The 19445-nt window shown below is 65.2% G+C and carries 23 protein-coding genes and 1 riboswitch; of the genes, 14 read left to right on the plus strand and 9 right to left on the minus strand.

The features are described from left to right. Positions 1–10 precede the first annotated feature (10 nt). From Q5701_RS09700 to Q5701_RS09715, 4 genes are all read left to right on the plus strand, one after another. Entirely contained in the window at positions 11–1828 is a 1818-nt protein-coding gene (locus Q5701_RS09700; RefSeq protein WP_306755025.1) for a M3 family oligoendopeptidase, read from the plus strand. Positions 1829–1830: 2 nt separating this feature from the next. Beyond that, positions 1831–3012, plus strand: a complete 1182-nt coding sequence (locus tag Q5701_RS09705) for a dipeptidase (protein WP_306755026.1) — start codon at positions 1831–1833, stop codon at positions 3010–3012. A gap of 3 nt (positions 3013–3015) precedes the next feature. Continuing rightward, positions 3016–3399: a D-ribose pyranase gene (rbsD, locus tag Q5701_RS09710; protein WP_306755027.1), complete on the plus strand. Its 384-nt coding sequence runs from the start codon at positions 3016–3018 to the stop codon at positions 3397–3399. A 62-nt stretch (positions 3400–3461) separates the two neighbouring features. Further along, positions 3462–3599, plus strand: coding sequence for an entericidin EcnAB (locus Q5701_RS09715; protein ID WP_234853731.1), 138 nt, complete (start codon positions 3462–3464; stop codon positions 3597–3599). 59 nt (positions 3600–3658) lie between these two features. On the opposite strand, the gene Q5701_RS09720 is transcribed toward Q5701_RS09715, so the two are convergent. Continuing rightward, positions 3659–3907 (minus strand): hypothetical protein, encoded by a 249-nt coding sequence (locus Q5701_RS09720; RefSeq protein ID WP_306755028.1) that lies wholly within the window; start codon positions 3905–3907, stop codon positions 3659–3661. Between the two features lie 77 nt (positions 3908–3984). Here Q5701_RS09720 and Q5701_RS09725 point away from each other — a divergent pair, with 77 nt between their 5' ends. After that, positions 3985–4362: a hypothetical protein gene (locus Q5701_RS09725; RefSeq protein WP_306755029.1), complete on the plus strand. Its 378-nt coding sequence runs from the start codon at positions 3985–3987 to the stop codon at positions 4360–4362. Here Q5701_RS09725 and Q5701_RS09730 read toward each other — a convergent pair. Then, positions 4359–4871, minus strand: a complete 513-nt coding sequence (locus tag Q5701_RS09730; protein WP_306755030.1) for a GAF domain-containing protein — start codon at positions 4869–4871, stop codon at positions 4359–4361. The two genes, Q5701_RS09725 and Q5701_RS09730, sit on opposite strands and share 4 nt — an antisense overlap. 125 nt (positions 4872–4996) lie before the next feature. Here Q5701_RS09730 and Q5701_RS09735 point away from each other — a divergent pair, with 125 nt between their 5' ends. Continuing rightward, positions 4997–5476 carry an REP-associated tyrosine transposase gene (locus tag Q5701_RS09735; RefSeq protein ID WP_306755031.1) on the plus strand — a complete coding sequence of 160 codons (480 nt, stop codon included), beginning with the start codon at positions 4997–4999 and terminating at the stop codon, positions 5474–5476. Positions 5477–5650: 174 nt separating this feature from the next. On the opposite strand, the gene Q5701_RS09740 is transcribed toward Q5701_RS09735, so the two are convergent. From Q5701_RS09740 to Q5701_RS09755, 4 genes are read right to left on the minus strand one after another with little or no spacing between them, the layout of a single operon-like run. Next, positions 5651–6304 carry a hypothetical protein gene (locus tag Q5701_RS09740; RefSeq protein ID WP_306755033.1) on the minus strand — a complete coding sequence of 218 codons (654 nt, stop codon included), beginning with the start codon at positions 6302–6304 and terminating at the stop codon, positions 5651–5653. Continuing rightward, a complete protein-coding gene (lepA, locus tag Q5701_RS09745) occupies positions 6305–8104 on the minus strand; it encodes a translation elongation factor 4 (RefSeq protein WP_306755034.1) in 1800 nt (599 codons plus the stop codon). Positions 8105–8153: 49 nt separating this feature from the next. Further along, positions 8154–9035, minus strand: coding sequence for a DMT family transporter (locus tag Q5701_RS09750; RefSeq protein ID WP_306755035.1), 882 nt, complete (start codon positions 9033–9035; stop codon positions 8154–8156). Next, positions 9028–9765, minus strand: coding sequence for an HAD family hydrolase (locus tag Q5701_RS09755; protein WP_306755036.1), 738 nt, complete (start codon positions 9763–9765; stop codon positions 9028–9030). The genes Q5701_RS09750 and Q5701_RS09755 overlap by 8 nt, the downstream gene beginning before the upstream one ends. A 34-nt stretch (positions 9766–9799) precedes the next feature. Here Q5701_RS09755 and Q5701_RS09760 point away from each other — a divergent pair, with 34 nt between their 5' ends. The 7 genes from Q5701_RS09760 to Q5701_RS09790 all read left to right on the plus strand — a co-directional run bounded on the left by Q5701_RS09760 (position 9800) and on the right by Q5701_RS09790 (position 15829). After that, entirely contained in the window at positions 9800–9991 is a 192-nt protein-coding gene (locus Q5701_RS09760) for a heavy-metal-associated domain-containing protein (RefSeq protein WP_306755037.1), read from the plus strand. A 138-nt stretch (positions 9992–10129) separates the two neighbouring features. After that, positions 10130–10432, plus strand: a complete 303-nt coding sequence (locus tag Q5701_RS09765) for a hypothetical protein (protein WP_234853741.1) — start codon at positions 10130–10132, stop codon at positions 10430–10432. 4 nt (positions 10433–10436) lie between these two features. Next, positions 10437–11114, plus strand: coding sequence for an NAD-dependent deacylase (locus Q5701_RS09770; RefSeq protein WP_306755038.1), 678 nt, complete (start codon positions 10437–10439; stop codon positions 11112–11114). 29 nt (positions 11115–11143) lie between these two features. Further along, a riboswitch (cobalamin riboswitch) is annotated at positions 11144–11336 on the plus strand. 132 nt (positions 11337–11468) lie between these two features. Continuing rightward, the gene (locus Q5701_RS09775) at positions 11469–13328 is read left to right on the plus strand and encodes a TonB-dependent receptor plug domain-containing protein (protein ID WP_306755039.1); all 1860 of its coding nucleotides are present in this window, start codon (positions 11469–11471) and stop codon (positions 13326–13328) included. Beyond that, entirely contained in the window at positions 13315–14109 is a 795-nt protein-coding gene (locus Q5701_RS09780; RefSeq protein WP_306755040.1) for an ABC transporter substrate-binding protein, read from the plus strand. The genes Q5701_RS09775 and Q5701_RS09780 overlap by 14 nt, the downstream gene beginning before the upstream one ends. Further along, a complete protein-coding gene (locus tag Q5701_RS09785; RefSeq protein WP_306755041.1) occupies positions 14106–15092 on the plus strand; it encodes a FecCD family ABC transporter permease in 987 nt (328 codons plus the stop codon). Before Q5701_RS09780 ends, Q5701_RS09785 begins: the two co-directional genes overlap by 4 nt. Further along, on the plus strand, positions 15092–15829 hold the full coding sequence (locus Q5701_RS09790) for an ABC transporter ATP-binding protein (protein WP_306755042.1): 738 nt from the start codon (positions 15092–15094) through the stop codon (positions 15827–15829). Before Q5701_RS09785 ends, Q5701_RS09790 begins: the two co-directional genes overlap by 1 nt. On the opposite strand, the gene parA is transcribed toward Q5701_RS09790, so the two are convergent. Continuing rightward, entirely contained in the window at positions 15826–16461 is a 636-nt protein-coding gene (gene parA, locus Q5701_RS09795; RefSeq protein ID WP_306755043.1) for a ParA family partition ATPase, read from the minus strand. The genes Q5701_RS09790 and parA overlap by 4 nt on opposite strands. Positions 16462–16521: 60 nt before the next feature. After that, positions 16522–16863: an antibiotic biosynthesis monooxygenase family protein gene (locus tag Q5701_RS09800; protein ID WP_306755044.1), complete on the minus strand. Its 342-nt coding sequence runs from the start codon at positions 16861–16863 to the stop codon at positions 16522–16524. A gap of 121 nt (positions 16864–16984) precedes the next feature. Between Q5701_RS09800 and Q5701_RS09805 the strand changes: the two genes are divergently transcribed. Further along, a complete protein-coding gene (locus Q5701_RS09805) occupies positions 16985–18025 on the plus strand; it encodes a dipeptidase (protein WP_306755045.1) in 1041 nt (346 codons plus the stop codon). Positions 18026–18098: 73 nt separating this feature from the next. Here the strand turns inward: Q5701_RS09805 and Q5701_RS09810 are convergent, their stop codons facing one another. Next, positions 18099–19370, minus strand: a complete 1272-nt coding sequence (locus Q5701_RS09810) for a helix-turn-helix domain-containing protein (protein WP_306755046.1) — start codon at positions 19368–19370, stop codon at positions 18099–18101. Between the last annotated feature and the right edge of the window lie 75 nt (positions 19371–19445).

Genomic DNA, 19445 nt, shown 5'->3' on the forward strand with positions numbered 1-19445 from the left:
AGGGATACCCATGGCAGGACAACCGACCTTTGACGCGCGCGAGCAGGTCACGGACAGCGAATTCGGCATCCTTCCGGCATGGGATCTGTCCGATCTGTATCCCGCGCCGGATTCCGCTGAACTGACCGCCGACATCGCGCAACTGGAAACCGAGGCCGCAGCCTTTGCCGCACACTACCAGGGCAAGCTGGCGGACCTGACACCCGCCGAAATGCTGGCCTGCATCGAAACCTATCAGCATATCGACATCACCGCCGGGCGGATCATGTCCTATGCCGGGCTGCGCTATTACCAGAACACCACCGATGCGGCGCGCGCCAAGATGATGGGCGACCTTCAAGGTCGGATCACCGACATCACCACGCCGCTGGTCTTCTTCGGCCTTGAATTCAACCGCATCCCGGACACGACCTATGACGCGGTCTTTTCCGCAGCCGACGGGCCTGCGCGCTACAAGCCCGTCTTCGACCGAATGCGCGCCATGCGGCCGCACCAGTTGTCCGACGAGCTGGAACAGTTCCTGCACGACACCTCTGTGGTGGGTGCCTCGGCCTGGAACCGGCTGTTCGATGAAACCACCGCCGCTCTGGAATTCGACGTGAACGGCGAAACCCTGGGCCTGGAAGCCACGCTGAACCTGCTGACCGACCATGACCGCGCGCGGCGCGAGGCTGCGGCCCGCGCCCTGGCCCTTGTGTTCACGAAGAACGTCAAGCTGTTCGCGCGCGTCCACAACACCCTGGCCAAGGAAAAGGCCATCGAGGACAAGTGGCGCAAGATGCCCACGCCGCAATATGGCCGTCACCTTTCGAACCATGTCGAACCCGAGGTGGTCGAGGCGCTGAGGAATGCCGTCACCGCCGCCTATCCGCGCCTGTCGCATCGTTACTATGCGCTCAAGGCCAAGTGGCTGGGCCTGGACAAGCTGCAGATCTGGGACCGCAACGCGCCGCTGCCCACCGCCCCCGCCCGCACCATCGACTGGGACGAGGCGCGGACGACGGTCCTGGACGCCTATGCAGGATTTTCACCCCGGTTGGCGGACCTGGCTGAACCCTTCTTCGACAAGGGCTGGATCGACGCCGCCGTGACGCCCGGCAAGGCCCCGGGCGCCTTCGCGCACCCGACCGTGACAACGGTTCATCCCTATGTGCTGCTGAACTATCTGGGCAAGCCGCGCGACGTGATGACGCTGGCGCATGAACTGGGCCACGGCGTCCACCAGCGGCTGGCCGCGGGACAGGGCGAATTGCTGGCCTCAACGCCCCTGACGCTGGCCGAAACCGCCAGCGTCTTCGGCGAGATGCTGACCTTCCGCGCGCTTCTGGCCAAGACCACCGACCCGGCCGAAAAGAAGGCCCTGCTGGCCGGCAAGGTCGAGGACATGATCAACACGGTCGTCCGCCAGATCGCCTTCTATGATTTCGAATGCAAGCTGCACGCGGCCCGGGCCGACGGGGAATTGACCCCCGACGACATCAACGCGTTGTGGATGTCGGTCCAGCATGAAAGCCTGGGTCCGGTCTTTGACTTCATGCCGGGATACGAGACCTTCTGGACCTATGTCCCGCATTTCGTCCATTCGCCGTTCTACGTCTATGCCTATGCCTTCGGCGACGGATTGGTGAACGCGCTTTATGCGGCATACGAAGACGGGCTGCCGGATTTCCAGCAAAAGTATTTCGACCTGCTGGCGGCGGGCGGATCGAAGCATCACAAGGAACTGCTGGCCCCCTTTGGGCTGGATGCCTCGGATCCCCGGTTCTGGGACAAGGGCTTGTCGATGATCGAGGGGTTCATCGACGAACTTGAAGCCCTGGAAGCCTGACAATGCGGAAAAGGCTTCTCGGGGGTGTCGCGCTGCTGGTCGTGCTGGCGGCGGCGGCATTCCTCGTTTTCGCGCCCGGCTATGTCGAACGGGGGCTGAACCCGCTGCGGATGCCGCCCGAAGGCTGGCCTGTGTCGCCCCAGGCGCAGGCGCTGCATGACCGGCTGGTGATCGGCGACTGGCATTCCGACGCGCTGCTGTGGGACCGCAATATCCTGGACCGGGCAGACCGGGGCCACACGGACGTGCCGCGCCTGCTGGAAGGCAATGTGGCGGTGCAGGTCTTTACCACCGTCACCAAAAGCCCGCGCGGCCAGAACTACGACCAGAACAGCGCCGAAGCGGGCGACAACATCACGCCTCTGTTCATGGGCCAGCTGCGCCCGCTGCGGTCGTGGTTTTCGTTGCGCGAACGCGCCCTGGTGCAGGCCGCGGCCCTGGCGCGCGCCGCCGAGGCAGCGCCGGACCAACTGCACCTGATCCGCACGCGCGCCGACCTACAAGCCGTGCTGGACGCGCGCGCCGGCGGGCAACGGATCCTGGGGGCGGTCCTGGGATCCGAGGGCGCGCATCCGCTGGAAGGCGACCTTGCCAACCTGGATGTGCTGCATGACGCGGGTTTCCGGCTGCTGGGATTGACGCATTTCTTTGACAACGAGCTGGGCGGCAGCCTGCACGGCGAAGGCGGCACGGGTGCCGGGCTGTCGGATTTCGGGCGCCAGGTGGTCGATGGGATGATCCAGCGGGGCATGGTGATCGACCTGGCCCATGCCTCGCCCCTGATGGTCCAGGATGTGCTGGCGATCCCCGATGCGCGGCCGATCCTGTCCCATACCGGCATCCACGGCCATTGCGGCAGCGCGCGGAACCTGGACGATGCCTTGGTTCAGGCCATTGCGGCCAAGGGCGGCGTGATCGGCATCGGCTTCTGGGCCGACGTGGTCTGCGGCGGCACCCCCGCCCATATTGCCGAAAGCATCCTGGCCGCCATCGACCTGGTGGGCGAAGATCACGTCTCGCTGGGATCCGATTATGATGGGTCGGTGGGCGTGCCCTTTGACGCGGCGCATCTGTCGGCCTTGACGCAGGCGCTGATGGACGAAGGCCTGACCGAGGCGCAGATCGCCAAGGTCATGGGCGGCAACATGATCCGACACCTGTCCGAAACCCTGCCCGAAGGCTGATCCATGAAACGCACACCCCTGCTTCATTCCGAACTGTCCGGGCTGATCGCCGCGATGGGTCATGGCGACCTGCTGGTCATCGGCGATGCCGGGCTGCCCGTCCCGCCCGGCGTGCGCTGCATCGACCTGGCCGTGACGCGCGGCGTGCCCCGGTTCTTCGACGTGCTGGATGCCATACGGGCGGAACTGGTGGTGGAACGTTCCGCCTGGGCCAGCGAGGCATCGGCCGACTTGGATGCCGCACTGCGCACCCGCGCCTTGGGCGAAAACCGGACCCTGGCGCATGACGCCTTCAAGGCCCTGACGCGCGACGCCCGCGCCATCGTGCGCACCGGGGAATTCACGCCCTATGCCAATGTCGCCCTGTGGTCGGGCGTGGCGTTCTGAGCGTGGCGGAACCGCCCGCGCAAAACCGCGTTCCGTCGCAGATCATGCAAAGGAGTGGACGGATGCAGAAGACGCTTATCGGCCTCGGCGCGGTTCTTGCAATGCTGACCCTGGCCGGATGCCAGACCGCGCAGGGCCTGGGCCGCGACGTATCGACCGCGGGACAGGTGATCCAGCAGGAAAGCGCCGAGGCGATGTAGGACGGATCGACGGATCAAAGGCGGCCCCGCAGGGCCGCCTTTGTCATTTCGGGGGGTGGTCAGGGTTTCTGACGCGCGGCCGAGCGGATCGAATTGGCGATGGGCCATGTCCAGCCAATTTCGCGCGACCGGTTGGGCCGAAGATAGACCCAGTTCAGCAGCGCAGCCGGGATGCCCAGGGCCAAGCCGATGATCGCGCCCCAGATGAAGGTGGCGACAGTGACATAGCCCATCGCCAGACCCGCGATCACCACCGCGCCTGCAATCGAGGCGACCCAGATATGGATCAGGAACAGTCGAAGATGCATGATCATGCTCCGATAAGGGTGACTGCGAAACGAACGGATGGCGGCGGCGGTTCCGGCCCCCGCGACAGGAGGTTTCGATGCGACTGACGATCCTTGCGCTGCTGCTGCCGCTGCCCGCGGCGGCATTCACGGCGCAGAACGGCATGACGGCGGTGCAGACCGCACCGTCCGAGATCACGGTGATCCACGAGGTGCGGCGCGAGGATACCGATTATTGGTGCGCGGCGGGCGATCTGGTGCAACGCGAAATGGGCCTGCCGGGCAAGACGCGGCTTTGGCGCGCCTCGCCCAAGCCGCGCGGGGCGGGGGATGGGATCGTCTTCACGCTGGATCCGGCCAAGGCCGCCCCCGGCGCAGGGCTGTCGCAATTTGGCAGCGGGCCGCGCGACGGATCCATTCCGGTCGGCATGGCGGTGGGCACCTTCTGCCGGGTGATCGTGCCCTTTTTCGACTAAGCGGCGCTTGCGGGCAGGTCAACGGCGCCGCTGCCCAGCCTGTCTAGGCGCCTGGCCACCAGGGACGAATGCGTTTCGACCAGGTGAAGCGCGTCTTCGGTCAGGTCGGGGCGCGGGTGGCGGCTGAGAAAGCAGAACATGCCGAAGATGCTGCCGTCGGGACGGTGGACCGGCACCGAAAGATGGCTGCCGATGGGGATCATCTGGGTGATGGGCAAGTCGGTCGCGATCTTGTGGCGGCTGGTGTCGGGCATGAGGCGGGGCAGATTGCCGTCGATGATGTGCTTGCAGTAAACCTCTCGCAGATCCATGCTCTGGCTGGGCTGGATCATAGCTTCCAGACCCGGGGCGCTGACGGCGCGAAAGACCGCGCGGCTGTCGACGAATTCCGACAGATAGGCAACCTCCATCCCCAGCGTTTCGCGCACGGTTTCCAGAGATTGCTGAATGGCCGCGTGATCGGCGGTGTTTTCGGCGACGGTGGACAGGGCGGGCGAAAGGCTGGGCATGGCATCCTCGTTAAGCGACAGGATTGCAAGCTAGCACGGCAAAGGCCGCAGGCGAGGCCGGAAATACCTCCGTTTTTATCCGTTGTCGTTAACCGCTTTTGAACCGGAGCGCGCGATGATGGCGTATGTCGCGCTGTTTCCGCCCCCGCCTGCCCGGCGTTCCGATCTTCTTCACCGTCGCCCTGGCGCAGCGGGGGGGGCGGGTGCTGGTCGATCAGGTCGAGGTGCTGCGCGATGCGGTGCGAGCAACGCGGGGGGAACGGCCCTTCGGGATAGACGCGTGGGTCGTACTGCCCGATCACCTGCATTGCATCTGGCGGCTGCCGGATGGAGATTGTGATTATTCGGTGCGGTGGCGGCTCATCAAAGCCAGGTTTTCCCGCGCCATGCTGATGGGGCCGTTGCGCGACAGCCAGAGGGCGCGACAAGAGCGCGGCATATGGCAGCGGCGATTTTGGGAACATCACGTCCGGGATAATGAAGATCACGCGGCGAATATCCGGTATTGTTGGTTCAACCCGGTAAAGCATGGCTTGGTCGAGCGGCCAGAGGATTGGCCGTATTCGTCATTCCACCGCGACAAAGCCGCCGGAAAGGTGGCGTAGGGTGCGTTTTTACACGTACCATGCAACGGTGAAGCGGGTGGAAGGAGTAGCGGCGCAGGCACGAGCGGATCGTTGACCTTATAGCGAACCCGTAGGGTGCGTGTTCACACGCACCGTTGACACGGCGCCGAGGGCGTGGTGCGTGCAAGCACGCACCCTACGCTTGCTGGCAGGTTAAGAATTAAGTGGCTCATCAAAAGCTTCAGGTACTTCTTTTCTTACAAAATCGACAATACGTTCAAGCCGAATTCCCGCAGAACTTGCTAATCTGTCAGCATTGCGACTTTCCCTTAGAAGACTATCGTAATGCTCTTGATTAACTTCATTAAAGGGCTTGTAGCCAATTTTCTGTTCGCCAAAAATATCTTGGGGAGCAGTATCGGTAGCTAATTTGATAATTAATTTTTGTACATCTTCCATAAACGCATCAAGCATATTGGATAACTCGACATCTTGGAAAAATAATATTCCCCTCTTCCAATCTCTATGAACTTTTTTTAAAGGCTCTAGTTCCCCCGAAGAAAGCCATGACCAATACATATGATCATTTAATAGATACCCTAGAGCTCCCGATGCTGCCTTAGCTAACCCTCTCGCGACACGAACATCGTTCTTGCTATAAGTTCTTGTAAAGCCAGACTGTTCAACAACCTCTGGTATTTCTGACGTAGGACGGATCTCTGACCAAAACCAGGCACCCAATCCTGACAGTGCCGTTAACAGCAAACCTTGGTCAAATTCGCCACTGCCCAGAGTATATCCGAAAAACGACCAAGATACTCCGGCAATTAGCCCTAGCCCCAGTCGCTCTAGTGTCGCCCGCTGCACTCACCCATCCATCTTCAACGCCTGGATAAACGCCGTCTGCGGGATCTCCACTTTCCCGAACTGACGCATCTTCTTCTTGCCGGCCTTCTGCTTTTCCAGCAGCTTCTTTTTCCGCGTCGCGTCGCCGCCATAGCACTTGGCGGTGACGTCCTTGCGCATGGCCGACAGCGTTTCGCGCGCGATCACCCGCGCCCCGATGGCGGCCTGGATCGGGATCTTGAACATGTGCCGGGGGATCAGTTCCTTCAACTTTTCGACCATCACCCGGCCCCTCGCCTCGGCACGGTCGCGGTGGACCATGATGGACAGGGCGTCCACGGGCTCGTCATTGACCAGGATCGACATCTTGACCAGGAAATCCTCGCGGTATTCGCTGATCTGGTAATCGAAGCTGGCATAACCCTTGGTCACGGATTTCAGGCGGTCGTAGAAGTCGAAGACGACCTCGGCCAGGGGCAGGTCATAGACGACCATGGCGCGGCTGCCCGCGTAGGTCAGGTCCAGCTGGATGCCGCGGCGGTCCTGGCACAGCTTCAGCACGTCGCCCAGGTATTCGTCGGGAACCATGATCGTGGCCTTGATGCGCGGTTCCTGAATATGGTCCACATGGGTCAGGTCGGGCATATCGGCGGGGTTGTGCAGGTCGCGCACCTCTCCGTCGCGCATATGCAGCTTGAAGACCACGCTGGGGGCGGTGGTGATCAGGTCCAGGTCGTATTCGCGTTCCAGCCGGTCGCGGATCACCTCGAGGTGCAAAAGCCCCAGGAAGCCGCAGCGGAAGCCGAAGCCAAGCGCGGCCGAGGTTTCCATCTCGTAGCTGAAGCTTGCGTCGTTCAGGGCCAGCTTCTCGATGGCGTCGCGCAGGGCCTCGAAGTCGTTGGCGTCCACGGGGAACAAGCCGCAGAAGACCACCGGCTGGGCGGGCTTGAAGCCCGGCAGCGCAACATCGGCGCCCTTCTTTTCGTGGGTGATCGTGTCGCCCACACGGGTGTCTCGCACCTGCTTGATGGATGCGGTGAAGACGCCGATCTCGCCCGGTCCCAGTTCGGGGATGTCCACCATCTGCGGGGTCAGGACGGCCAGCTTGTCGATGCCATAGACCGCGCCGGTCTGCATCATCTTCACCCGCTCGCCCTTGCGGATCACGCCGTCCATGACGCGGATCATGACGACGACGCCCAGATAGGCGTCGTACCACGAATCCACCAGCATCGCCTTCAAGGGCGCGTTGCGGTCGCCCTTGGGGGCGGGCAGGCGGGTGACGATGGCTTCCAGCACGTCAGGAATGCCCAGGCCGGTTTTCGCGGAAATCGGGATCGCGTCCGAGGCGTCGATGCCGATCACCTCCTCGATGTTTTCCTTGACCCGGTCCGGCTCGGCGGCGGGCAGGTCGATCTTGTTCAGGACCGGCACGATCTCGTGGCCCGCGTCGATGGCTTGGTAAACATTGGCCAGCGTCTGCGCCTCGACCCCCTGGGATGCGTCCACGACCAGCAGCGATCCCTCGACCGCGCGCATGGACCGGCTGACCTCGTAGGCAAAGTCCACATGGCCCGGCGTGTCGATCAGGTTCAGCACATAGGTCTGTCCATCCTTGGCGGGATAGATGATGCGGACGGTGTTGGCCTTGATGGTGATGCCCCGTTCACGCTCGATATCCATGCTGTCCAGCATCTGGGCCTTCATGTCGCGGTCGGCGACAGTGCCCGTGGACTGGATCAGCCGGTCGGCCAGGGTGGATTTGCCGTGGTCGATATGGGCCACGATCGAAAAATTGCGGATGAGGGAAAGTTCGGTCATGGCCGGGCTATACAAGGGCTTTGGCCCTGCGGGAAGGGGATTTTACGACCTATAGTTCGGCCAGAAGCGCCCGGCGCAACCGCGCCTCTCTCCACATGGCATAGATGCCCGCGCCCGCGATCAGCGCGGCCCCCAGAAGGGTCAGCGCATCGGGCCGTTCGCCGAAGACGGTCACCGCCAGCAGCATCGCGAACAGCAGACGGGAATAGCGGAAGGGCGCGATGACCGCGATTTCCGCGATGCGGGTGGCGATGACCATGGTGATGTATCCCAAAAGGCCAAAGCACAGCGTTGCGGCCATCAGCGCCCCCTGCCCTGCTGTCGGCGCAACGGCCTGCTGCCCGCCGATCAGCAGCAGCACCAGCCCCGCAATGCCCATCGACCCGAAGGCGCCTGCAGACAGCAGGCCCGACCCCACCTCGGGCGGCAGGCGGCGGGTCACCAGGTCGCGGACGGCCAGGGTGATGACCGCGATGATCGCCAGGACGGAACTGAACTCGAAGGCCGCTGTGCCGGGCTTCACGATCAGCAGCACGCCCGCAAAGCCCGCCGCGATGGACAGCCAGCGGCGCCAGCCGACCTGCTCGCCCAGGAAAAGCGCCGCCCCCAGCGTCATCAGCAGGGGCTGCGCCTGCAGGATGGCCGAGGCGATGGACAGATCGCCGGTCGCAAGGGCGGTGACGAAGGTGATGGCGCAGATGCCTTCGCACAGGTTGCGCAGCATGACCGGGGGACGCAGCAGGTTCCGCAGCCGCAATCCCTCGGGGCCAATGGCGATCCACAGGGCAAAGACGATCATCCCGGCAAAGCCGATCACGGCCAGCAACTGCCCGGTGGGAATGGTTCCCGACAGCCCCTTCAGCAGCGCGTCTTCGCAGGCAAAGGCGGCCATGGCCAAGACCATCAGCAGGGCCGCGCGCAGGTTATGCATCGCCAGCCTCCAGCCGGGCGATCAGGGCGGGCAGATCGGCGATGCTGTCCAGCCGATGCAAGCGGGGGTGTTCTGGCGCATCCGCCTGTTCAATGGCCCAGGTCAGTGCGTGCGGGATCAAGACGCCGTGGCCGCCCAGGGTCACGACCGGCAGCACGTCGCTTTTCATCGAATTGCCGGCCATCAGGAAATCCTGCGCCGCGACATCCGCGCGAAACAGCACGCGGGCATAGGATTCGGGTGTCTTGTCGGCCAGGATCTCCACCGCCTCTAACCGCTCGGCCAGTCCCGAGGCGGCGATCTTGCGTTCCTGGTCGATCAGGTCGCCCTTGGTGATCAGGATCAGCCGCCGCCCTTCCAGGGCATCCAGCATCTGCGGCACGCCGGGCAGCAGGTCGACCGGATGGGCCAGCATTTCGGCCCCCAGGTCCAGGATGCGGCCGATGGCGCGGCCGTCGATGCGCCCGTCGGTCAGTTCGATGGCCGTCTGGACCATCGACAGCATGAAGCCCTTGATGCCGAAACCATAGCGGGCCAAGTTCGCGCGTTCCACGTCCAGCAACCGGCTGGCGATGTCGGCGCCGTCGGCATATTCGCCCAGCAGGGCCACGAATTCGCCCTCGGTCACGCGGAAGAAGGTCTCGTTCTCCCACAGGGTATCGTCGGCATCCAGTCCGATGGCCTTTATCATCGCATCCCCCGCCTTGCCCTTGGCGCCATGCAGGATCATGCTGGCAACAGCTTGTCAAACCCATAGGACTGCCATGACCTTCACCGTTCCCGACATGACCTGTGGCCATTGCAAGGCCGCCGTCGAGGCCGCCATTGCCGAGGCAGGCGGTCGCGCCACCGTCGATCTGGCGCAAAAGACCGTCACCGTCGAAGGTCTGGATGACGCCCGCGCGGCCGAGGCGATTCGCGGTGCCGGCTACGAGGTTGCCGAAGCAAGGCCTTGAAGCGGCGCATGAACCCTGCGGCACACCGCCTGATTGAGCGGGCGGGCCGTTGCTGATACCATCACTGCCGGACGGGCATCGCAGACCGGGACAACCGGCCCCCGCCAGACCCATGAGAAACCACGAGGAGACAGTTTCATGTTCAACCGCATGATCATTGCGGCCGCAGCCATCATGCTGACCGCGCCCCTGGCCGTTGCCGGTCCCATCGACAGCGCCTGCGTCCGGTCCGACCGCGCCCGAGGCAACGCGCCCTTGTGCGGCTGCATCCAGCAGGTCGCCAACCAGACCCTGTCGCGGTCCGATCAGCGCCGCGCCGCGTCGTTCTTCCGCGACCCGCACGAGGCGCAAGAGGTTCGGATGTCCAAAAGCAACGCCGACAACGCCTTCTGGGCGCGCTACAAGCGGTTCGCTTCCCAGGCCGAGGCTTACTGCCGGTAAGCCCTTGCGCATCACCGTCCTGACCGGCGCGGGCATTTCCGCCGAAAGCGGCCTTGCGACATTCCGCGCCGTCAACGGTCTGTGGGAAAACCACCGGATCGAGGATGTGGCGACGCCCGAGGGGTTTGCCAGGGATCCGGCGCTTGTCCACCGCTTCTACAATATGCGCCGCGCGGATGCTGCTGGCGCACAACCCAATGCAGCGCATCTGGCCCTGGCCGACCTGGCCCGGCGCCACGACCTGACCTTGGTCACGCAGAATGTTGACGACCTGCATGAACGTGCAGGCAGTCCGGATGTGATCCATATGCACGGAGCGCTGACCGGCGCCTTGTGCGCCGCCTGCGGGCATCGCTGGCCCGCGCCGGCAGTCATGGCCCCCCTGGATCCCTGCCCCGCCTGCGCCCGTCCCGCGACCCGCCCCGACATCGTCTGGTTCGGGGAAATGCCCTATCACATGGAGCGGATATGGGACGCGCTTGAAGGCGCCGACCTGTTTGCTGCCATCGGCACGTCGGGCAATGTCTATCCGGCTGCGGGCTTTGCCCAACACGCCCGGCGGCGCGGGGCGGATTGCGTGGAACTGAACCTGGAGGCCAGCGTGAACGCCCGCGATTTCCATCGCCGCATCATTGGCCCCGCCAGCCGCATCGTGCCCGACTGGGTTGCCTCACTGGGCTGATTGCGCTTGCCTGCCCGTCCCTGTCTGGGCTATGGCACTCCTGCCTCGGTTCCGGGCTTGTGCCCGGTTAAAAGGGAACGCGGTGAGATTCCGCGACTGCCCCCGCAACTGTCAGCGGAGAGCCGGGCCGGACAACGCCACTGTTCCCGCATGCGGGAATGGGAAGGCCCGGCCAAGCGATGACCCGCAAGTCAGGAGACCTGCCGAACGCGATCACCCTGACGGCGCGCGAGGGGCGCGCCGGAAACGGAAACTTCCGTCGTGGTGGTGTCGCTGTCCGGGGGTACATTCCCATCGGATGAACCGCATCGCGTCCGGGCCATGGGTGCCCGGGTTCCTGGAAGGACGTCATTCGTGACCCCAAGACCGCTATTTTTGACCCTGACCGCCGCCTTGGCGCTGACAACCGCCCTGCCCGTTGCGGCGCAGGACGCCGCCCGTGACGCCTTTGTCCTGGACGACATCACCTTGACCGCTAACCGCGAACCGACCGAGCTGAGCCGGTCGGGAAGTTCGGTATCCGTGCTGACCGGCGAGGATCTGCAAGGACGTGCAGGACAGCCGCTGGCGCGCAGCCTGACCAAGCTGCCAGGCGTGACGCTGCGCCAGGAAGGGCCGCTTGGCACCACCGGCTCTCTGCAAGTCCGGGGCGCACCCGGAGAGTATCTGCCGGTTTTCATTGACGGAATTGAAGTCTCTGAACCCACAGGGCCAAAGCCGCGCTATGATATCGGCGGCCAGATCAGTGCCGGTGTGGACCGGGCGGAACTGCTGCGCGGCGCGCAGTCCGCGCAATATGGCTCGCGGGCCGTTGCCGGCGTTCTGTCGCTTCAGTCGCTGCGCCCGACCGAAGATGGTTTGCATCATCACTTCGCCATCGAGGCCGGAACCTACAATACCCTGACCGCCAGCTATGGCGCCACGGTGCGCCGCGAAAATACCGACTTGGCCTTCCAGGTCAGCCATGTCCGCACCGACGGCTTCTCGGCCAGGGACGAAAGCGACGGCAACTTCGAGGACGACGGATACGAGGCAACGCGCCTGTCCTTTTATTCCGCCCATCAGTTGCAGAACGGCGTGACGATCGGCTTCAACGGCTTCTGGGAAGACAGCGCGGGGGATTTCGATGACTTCGTGGGCGATGTGCTGGGCACGCCCGGCAATGACGACTTCGAGCGCGAAAGCTATGGCCTGCGCGCTTTTGCACAGTTCAGGACCGGGGCGGTGGACCAGGACGTTGCACTGACCCGTTATCGCTTCAAGCGGGTATCGCGTCAGGACTTGACTGACTTCAACGACCCTTCTGCCGTGAACACGAGCGAGTTTATTGGCACCCGCACCAAGCTGTCTTGGCAGGGGGCCGCTGACATCGGACAAGGTATCCGCGCCGTCTTTGGCGCCGATACCGAGAAGGAAGAATACGACGACGAGGGCAGTGCGCGTATTTCCGGCGTCTTTGTCGAAACAACTTCTGCCTTGGGGGAACAGATCGACGTCACGACCTCGCTTCGCCGCGACGATCATTCGCGTTTCGGTGGGTTTACCTCGGGCCGGGTGGCGGCAGTCTATCGGCTGCAGGATGATCTTCTGTTCCGGGCGGCGCTTGGGAACGGCTTTCGCGCACCTTCGCTTTATGAACTTTTCGGCGAATACGGCGATCCTTCGCTGGAGCGCGAGGAAAGCCGCACCTATGAACTGGGCGTCGAAAAGAGGTGGGGCGACAGCCATTTTCGCGCAACGGCCTTCTGGCTCAAGGCGGACAGCCTGATCGGGTTCGACCCGGCAGCGACAGCCTGTGGCCAGCTCTTTGGCTGCTATGCCCAAGTGGACGGCACCGCCCGCCGCCGGGGGATCGAGATCGACGGCCGCTATGCCTTTGGCGCGGGCCATGCGCTGACGGCCAGCTATACCTTCATCGACAACCAGACCGATGTCCCGGAATGGGCCCGCGTGCCGGAACGCGTCCTGAACCTGGGGGCCGAAACCACCTTCGCCACCGGCACCACGGCGGGCATCGACCTGCAGCACGTGGCGGGCCGGGCGGATGGCATGGACGATTTCACCACCGTCGATCTGCTGGTCAGCCATCCGGTACGCGACAACGCGACCGCCTATCTGCGACTGGAAAATGCCCTGGACGAGGATTACCAGTGGGTCGACGGCTATGGCACTTCGGGCCGGGCGATCTATGCGGGGCTGCGTGCGTCGTTCTAGGACCATCCTGGCGGCGGCGGTCCTGATCGCCGCCGCCCTGCCCGCGCAGGCGGAACCACAGCGCGTGGTGTCGATGAACCTGTGCAGCGACCAGTTGGCGATGATGCTGGCGGGGCCGGGGCAGTTGATCTCGGTCAGCAGCCTGGCGCAGGATCCCCGCCTGTCGCCCATGGCCCAGGAAGCCGCGGCGTATCGTCCGAACAGCGGCCGGGCCGAGGAGATCTATCTGATGCGCCCCGATCTGGTGATCGCGGGCACCTATACCCCGCCTGCAACCGTGGCGATGCTGCGCCGCCTGGGCATCCGCGTCGAAACGCCGCCCCCATCCGAGGATTTCGATGCCATCCGCGCCGACATCATTCGCATGGGCGACTGGCTGGGCCGCCGGGACGCCGCGCGCGACCTGCTGGCGCGCTTTGACGCGGACTTGGCTGCCGCGCGCAGTCCCCGGGGCCGGGGCCGCGCGGCGCTGTATTACGCCAACGGCTTCACCTCGGGGTCGGAAACGCTGGCCGGGGCGATCCTGGACGCGGCCGGTCTTGGCAACATCGCCTCTGACTATGGTATCGCCGCAACGACGCCCTTGCCCCTGGAACTGCTGGTCATGGCCCGCCCGGACCGGCTGATCACCGGGGCCAAATGGCCCGGCCAGTCCCGGGGCGAGGCGATCCTCGACCACCCCGCCCTTGCCGCCGCCTCACCCGCCCGGGCGCAGGTCACGGACCTGCACTGGACCTGCGGCACGCCTTTTGTCACCCGCGCCATCCGATCCCTGCGATGAGGGCGCTGCTTCTGGCCTTGGCGGCCCTTGTGTGTGCCTTGTTCCTTGCGTCCCTGCTGACCGGTCCGGCGGGGCTGCCCGTGCTGGAGTCGTTGCGCGCCCTCGCCTTGGGCGGGGAAGGCCCGATCCCCATCGTGATGCGCGAAATCCGCCTGCCCCGCGCGATCCTGGGCGCGGCCGTCGGCGCAGGCTTGGGACTGAGCGGCGCGGCCTTGCAGGGATACCTGCGCAATCCGCTGGCCGAACCGGGGCTGATCGGCATATCCGGCATGGCGGCGCTTGGCGCGGTGCTGTCGATCCAGACCGGGCTGTCGCTGCTGGCGGTTCTGGCCCTGCCGCTGGCGGCCTTCGCAGGCGCTGCGGTCGGCGTGGCGATGCTGATGGCCCTGGCCGGACCGCGCGGCGGGTCGGTTACGCTGATCCTCGCAGGCGTAGCGATATCCGCCCTCGCAGGCGCGGGAACGGCCCTGGTGCTGAATCTGTCGCCCAATCCTTATGCCGCGAGTGAGTTCGTCTTCTGGCTGATGGGGTCGCTGGCCGACCGGTCCATGCTGCATCTTTGGCTGGCCGTGCCGCCCATGGCGCTTGGCGCCGCTGTGATCCTGTCTACTCGGCGCGCCCTGGATGCCCTGACCTTGGGCGAGGCTGCCGCCCAGGCCCTTGGCAAGGCCGGGCCGGCTCTGCGCTGGCGGTTGGTTGCGGGCACGGCGCTGATCGTCGGCCCTGCCACCGCCGTGGCCGGGGCCATCGGCTTCGTGGGACTGGTAGTGCCGCATATCCTGCGGCCTTTCGTGGGGGCGCGGCCATCGGCGCTGCTGCCTGCCTCGGCGCTAGGCGGGGCGGCGCTGCTGCTGGCCTCCGACATTGCGGTACGGCTGGTCGTGCCCGACCGTGACCTGAAGCTGGGCGTGCTGACCGCCATCGTGGGCGCACCGCTGTTCTTGCACCTGATCTGGAAAACCCGCAGCGGGGGACGCGTCTAATGGTCCTGACGCTGAACGGCCTGTCCGTCACCCGCCGCCGCCGACCGGTGTTGCACGGGGTCCGCCTGTTTCTCGGACCCGGCGAATTCGTGGGCCTGATCGGCCCGAACGGCGCGGGAAAATCGTCCCTGATGGAAGCCGCGCTTGGCCTGATCCCCTTTACCGGCACGTCCAGCCTTGCCGCGATGCCCGCCGACCGGCGTGCCCGCCACGCCGCCTATCTGCCACAAGCGCGTGAAATCGCCTGGCCCGTCAGCGTCGAGGATCTGGTGGCCCTTGGCCGCATCCCTTGGCCCGGAGGGGGACGCAGCGGCATAGACCGCATCGCCACCGACGCGGCCATAGACCGCATGGGGCTGGAGGCGTTCCGCAAGCGCACCGCCCTGCGCCTGTCGGGGGGTGAACAGAACCGTGCCCTGATCGCCCGGGCGCTGGCGCAGGACACACCCCTGCTGATTGCGGACGAACCCATCGCGGGCCTGGATCCGGCGCAGCAACTGGCCTGCCTGCGCCTGTTCCGGGATCTGGCGGCCGAGGGGCGGACGGTCCTTGCCTCGATCCACGACCTGGGGCTGGCAGCACGGTTCTGCACGCGGCTGGTCTTGCTGTCGAACGGGCGCGTGCTGGCGGATGGTCCGGCCGACAGGATCCTGCGCGACGACCTGCTGCGTCGCGCCTTTGGCATCACCGTGCGGCGGGTCGATACACCAGACGGCCCGGCGATCCTGCCGGTTTAGCCGATCGCCGCCAGAACCTCGTCGGTCAGCGCAGCGATCTCGTCCCGGGCCGGTCCGCTGCGGGCGCGTTCCAGGGCGCCGACGCCCTGGCCCAGGGTTTCCGCGTAAAGCACGCGGTTCGACACCTGCGTTTGCGCCACATCGGCCCCCAGGGCAGCGGCCTTGTGCGAAACCTCGGCCGACAGGCGGGTGTTCGGGCGCACGCGGTTCATCACCACCAGCACCGGCGCCTTTTCCCGACGCGCCAGATCCAGCACGCCTTCGGTTGCCCACAGATCCACATGGCTGGTCGCCACCGGCACCAGCACCAGATCGGCCACCCGCAGTGCCGGACGCAGGTCGCTGTCGATCTTGGGCGGCGTGTCGATGATGACGAAATCGAACCGCTTCTTCAGCTTTTCGGATTCGTAACTGGCACCCCAGGCAGAGGATGTTGAGAAATCCATAGCCTCGTCCTCGCCTTGGGCCTGCATCCGTTCGATGAACCAGCGGCCCAGGCTGCCTTGCGGATCGGTGTCGATCAGCGCAACGGAATGGCCCCTTTCAAGCAGGCTGACGGCCAGGTTGACGGCCAGCGTCGTCTTGCCCGACCCGCCCTTTTGCTGGGCGACCGTGATGATCCTGCCTGCCATCGTCCCTCCTGCCGGTTGACGCATGGGCACGGTAGCAGGCAGGCCGCGCGATTGCACAGTCTATTTCGCGGTTGCAGCATCTGTGTGAAAGACGGCCTGCACCTCGTACATCACCGGCTCGAAGCTTTTGCACATGCTGTTGATGTCGCGGTTCCGCCGCCGCATTTCCTCGTGGCGCAGCATGGCCTGGTAATCCTTGCGGTCGCGCCATTGGGAATAGGTGGCGATCCGGGTCTGCGCGTCGTTCAGGTGAATCGCGCCCGAGACAAAGCCGGGCTGGCGGCGGATCACCTGGTCCCAGGCATCGGTCAGCAGATCCAGCACGTCATGGGCGCTGCCAGGCGTCACCTCGAAGGTGGTGATGACGGTCTGGCCGTCAAAATCGCGGCGGATGTCGGGCATGGCTGGCGTCTCCTTTGCTTGCCGGGGCCAGCCTAATGCCGAATCGCGGCGGAGGCCAAGCGCAGCCATTGCCGCCCGCGCCGGGATGTGCATGGTCGGGGCACGATCCAAGGAGAAGCGGATGATCCCGGTATTCGACGGCCATAACGATTTCCTGCAACGCGTCGTGGCGGGCGGCACCGGCATCTGGCTGAAAGGCGACGGCACCGGCCATCTGGACCTGCCGCGCGCCCGGGCTGGCGGCCTGGTGGGTGGGTTCTTTGCGATCTGGATCCCTGCGCCCCAGGGACCGAACGATGCCGCCGCCGCGGCATTGATGGAAAACCCGCCCTTTGCCATGCCCCTGCCGGATGAAATTCCCTTTGCCCAGGCCCTGCCCCATGCCTTTGCTCAGGCCACGGCGCTCAAGGCGCTTGAGCGGACGGGAACGCTGGACATCGTGACCTCGGCCAGCAGCCTGCGCCGGGCTGTCGCCGCAGGCCGCCTTGCCGCGATCATGCATATGGAGGGGGCCGAGGCGATCCCCGACATGGACGCCCTGCACCTGTGGCACGCAGCGGGGCTGCGGTCGCTGGGGCCGGTCTGGTCGCGCCCCACCGCCTATGGCCATGGCGTGCCCTTTGCCTTTCCGTCCTTGCCCGATACCGGGAACGGGCTGACTGATTCGGGCCGGGCCTTGGTCCGCGAATGCAACAGCCTGCGGATCATGCTGGATTTGTCGCATCTGAACGAAGGCGGGTTCGATGACGTGGCCTCCCTGTCGGATGCGCCCCTGGTCGCCAGCCACAGTTGCGTCCACGCCATCAGCGAAAGCAGCCGGAACCTGACCGACCGGCAGTTGCGCACCATTGCCGACAGCCAGGGCCTTGTGGGCCTGAACTTCGCCTCCAGCTTTCTGCGCGCCGATGGCCGCCGCCTGCCGCTGGAAGGCTTTGACACCATGCTGCGGCATCTGGATCACCTGCTGGATATCTTGGGAGAGGATGGCGTGGCGCTCGGGTCCGATTTCGACGGCGCCCTGATGCCGCGCGATCTGCCCGATGCCGCCGCCCTTCCCGCACTGATCGGCGCGATGGAGGCGCATGGCTACGGCAGCACCCTGATCCGCAAGATCGCCAGCGAAAACTGGATCGGCGTGCTGGAACGCACCTGGGGGGAATGATCCCCGTTCATCTTGGTCCAAATATCCCACAGGGGGCCTGGGGGACGTGAAGTCCCCCAGCATTCGCGGGACGCTATTCGGTCACCGTCACAGGCGCGTCGGGGGCAGGTGCCGCCTGCGCGACCGACACGATCTGCGCCAGTTCGGGATCGGCGTTCAGATCGGCCAGGGCAAAGCTGCCGGTCACGTCATCCGGGGACAGCTTGATATTCTTGACGACCTGCGGGCCGGGGGCGGCAGGACCATAAGTCTGGCCGTTTACCGCGAAATAGACCGCGCCCGAATTGCCCGTGCGCAGCAGCGGCGGTTCCTCCAGCGCCGGCAGGGTAAAGCGCTCCCCAGCGTCCATGATCTTTTCCAGAAGAACTGTTCCATCGGCCGACGTCACACGGACCCAGGCAGGCCGGGCGGCCAGCAGTTCCAAGGCAGGCGCGTCCGGCGCCACGGTGATCGCGGCCGCGGACTGTTCCGGCAGGGGGGGTCCGAATTCGGCAGCCCCCGCCTCGGCCAATGCGCGCTGAATGGCGGTTCCAGCATCGGGGGGGGCCTGGTCCGCGGCCATGTCCTGGGCTGCGGGCACCTGCGTCAGGCCGGGGTCGATGGCGGCGATCGGACCATCGCGCGCGGTCAAGACCGGCGCTTCCAGAATCTGCGGGCGATACAGCCTGTCCAACCCCTCGGGTTGAGGCAGGGCCTGAGCCAGATCGGTGGTGTCGGACAGATCCAGGGCCGGTTCGGCCATGCCCGTCCCCTCGACCGGATCCAGGGCGGTGACGACGCCAGGCGCGTTTTCGCCCGGGGCCAGAGTGACACGCTGAACCTCTTGCAACAAGGACCAGCCGCCGTAGCCCAGGCCGCAGACCAGGGCGATCAGCACCAGAACGGCGCCGATGGCACGGGGTTCGATGTCGGACCAGAAGCTTTCCTGCTGCGGAATGAACAGCGCCTTGGGATTGGCCAGGGCCTCGACAGGGTCGGACGGCTTGCGCGCAGGTTTTGGCCCGGCGGCGGTGGGCGCCATGCCATGCGTGGGCTGGAAACCGGACTCCAGGCAGAACCGGCGAAAGGTCCAGTCGGGGTCCATGTTCAGATAGCGCGCATAGGACCGGACATAGCCCGCCACGAAGCTGGGCGTGTCGAATGCAGTGATGTCGCAATTCTCGATCGCGGCAACATAGGACGCACGGATGCGCAATTCACGCTGCACGTCCAGCAGGGACTTGCCCAGGGTCGCCCGTTCGCCCCGCAGGATATCGCCAAGGCGCGTGTCGTCGTCGAGGAAATGGCCCACTTCCCCCACCTGCACATTCTCCTCTGCCGGGTAATCAGCCCGCAGCCTGCTCATGTCTTGCCTGCCTCATCGCCCGATGCCGGTAACGTCCGAATCAGACGTTACCTTTTGTTCTTTAACGCGAGCTTA

This window comes from Paracoccus actinidiae (genome assembly GCF_030863885.1).
In the GTDB taxonomy this organism is placed as follows: domain Bacteria; phylum Pseudomonadota; class Alphaproteobacteria; order Rhodobacterales; family Rhodobacteraceae; genus Paracoccus; species Paracoccus everestensis.

Bases quoted from the DNA above. Each gene is read 5' to 3' on its own strand.
- Q5701_RS09700 (WP_306755025.1), top strand. From the start codon at position 11: ATGGCAGGACAACCGACCTTTGACGCGCGCGAGCAGGTCACGGACAGC.
- Q5701_RS09705 (WP_306755026.1), top strand. From the start codon at position 1,831: ATGCGGAAAAGGCTTCTCGGGGGTGTCGCGCTGCTGGTCGTGCTGGCG.
- rbsD (WP_306755027.1), top strand. From the start codon at position 3,016: ATGAAACGCACACCCCTGCTTCATTCCGAACTGTCCGGGCTGATCGCC.
- Q5701_RS09715 (WP_234853731.1), top strand. From the start codon at position 3,462: ATGCAGAAGACGCTTATCGGCCTCGGCGCGGTTCTTGCAATGCTGACC.
- Q5701_RS09720 (WP_306755028.1), bottom strand. From the start codon at position 3,907: ATGCATCTTCGACTGTTCCTGATCCATATCTGGGTCGCCTCGATTGCA.
- Q5701_RS09725 (WP_306755029.1), top strand. From the start codon at position 3,985: ATGCGACTGACGATCCTTGCGCTGCTGCTGCCGCTGCCCGCGGCGGCA.
- Q5701_RS09730 (WP_306755030.1), bottom strand. From the start codon at position 4,871: ATGCCCAGCCTTTCGCCCGCCCTGTCCACCGTCGCCGAAAACACCGCC.
- Q5701_RS09735 (WP_306755031.1), top strand. From the start codon at position 4,997: ATGTCGCGCTGTTTCCGCCCCCGCCTGCCCGGCGTTCCGATCTTCTTC.
- lepA (WP_306755034.1), bottom strand. From the start codon at position 8,104: ATGACCGAACTTTCCCTCATCCGCAATTTTTCGATCGTGGCCCATATC.
- Q5701_RS09750 (WP_306755035.1), bottom strand. From the start codon at position 9,035: ATGCATAACCTGCGCGCGGCCCTGCTGATGGTCTTGGCCATGGCCGCC.
- Q5701_RS09755 (WP_306755036.1), bottom strand. From the start codon at position 9,765: ATGATCCTGCATGGCGCCAAGGGCAAGGCGGGGGATGCGATGATAAAG.
- Q5701_RS09760 (WP_306755037.1), top strand. From the start codon at position 9,800: ATGACCTTCACCGTTCCCGACATGACCTGTGGCCATTGCAAGGCCGCC.
- Q5701_RS09765 (WP_234853741.1), top strand. From the start codon at position 10,130: ATGTTCAACCGCATGATCATTGCGGCCGCAGCCATCATGCTGACCGCG.
- Q5701_RS09785 (WP_306755041.1), top strand. From the start codon at position 14,106: ATGAGGGCGCTGCTTCTGGCCTTGGCGGCCCTTGTGTGTGCCTTGTTC.
- Q5701_RS09790 (WP_306755042.1), top strand. From the start codon at position 15,092: ATGGTCCTGACGCTGAACGGCCTGTCCGTCACCCGCCGCCGCCGACCG.
- parA (WP_306755043.1), bottom strand. From the start codon at position 16,461: ATGGCAGGCAGGATCATCACGGTCGCCCAGCAAAAGGGCGGGTCGGGC.
- Q5701_RS09800 (WP_306755044.1), bottom strand. From the start codon at position 16,863: ATGCCCGACATCCGCCGCGATTTTGACGGCCAGACCGTCATCACCACC.
- Q5701_RS09805 (WP_306755045.1), top strand. From the start codon at position 16,985: ATGATCCCGGTATTCGACGGCCATAACGATTTCCTGCAACGCGTCGTG.
- Q5701_RS09810 (WP_306755046.1), bottom strand. From the start codon at position 19,370: ATGAGCAGGCTGCGGGCTGATTACCCGGCAGAGGAGAATGTGCAGGTG.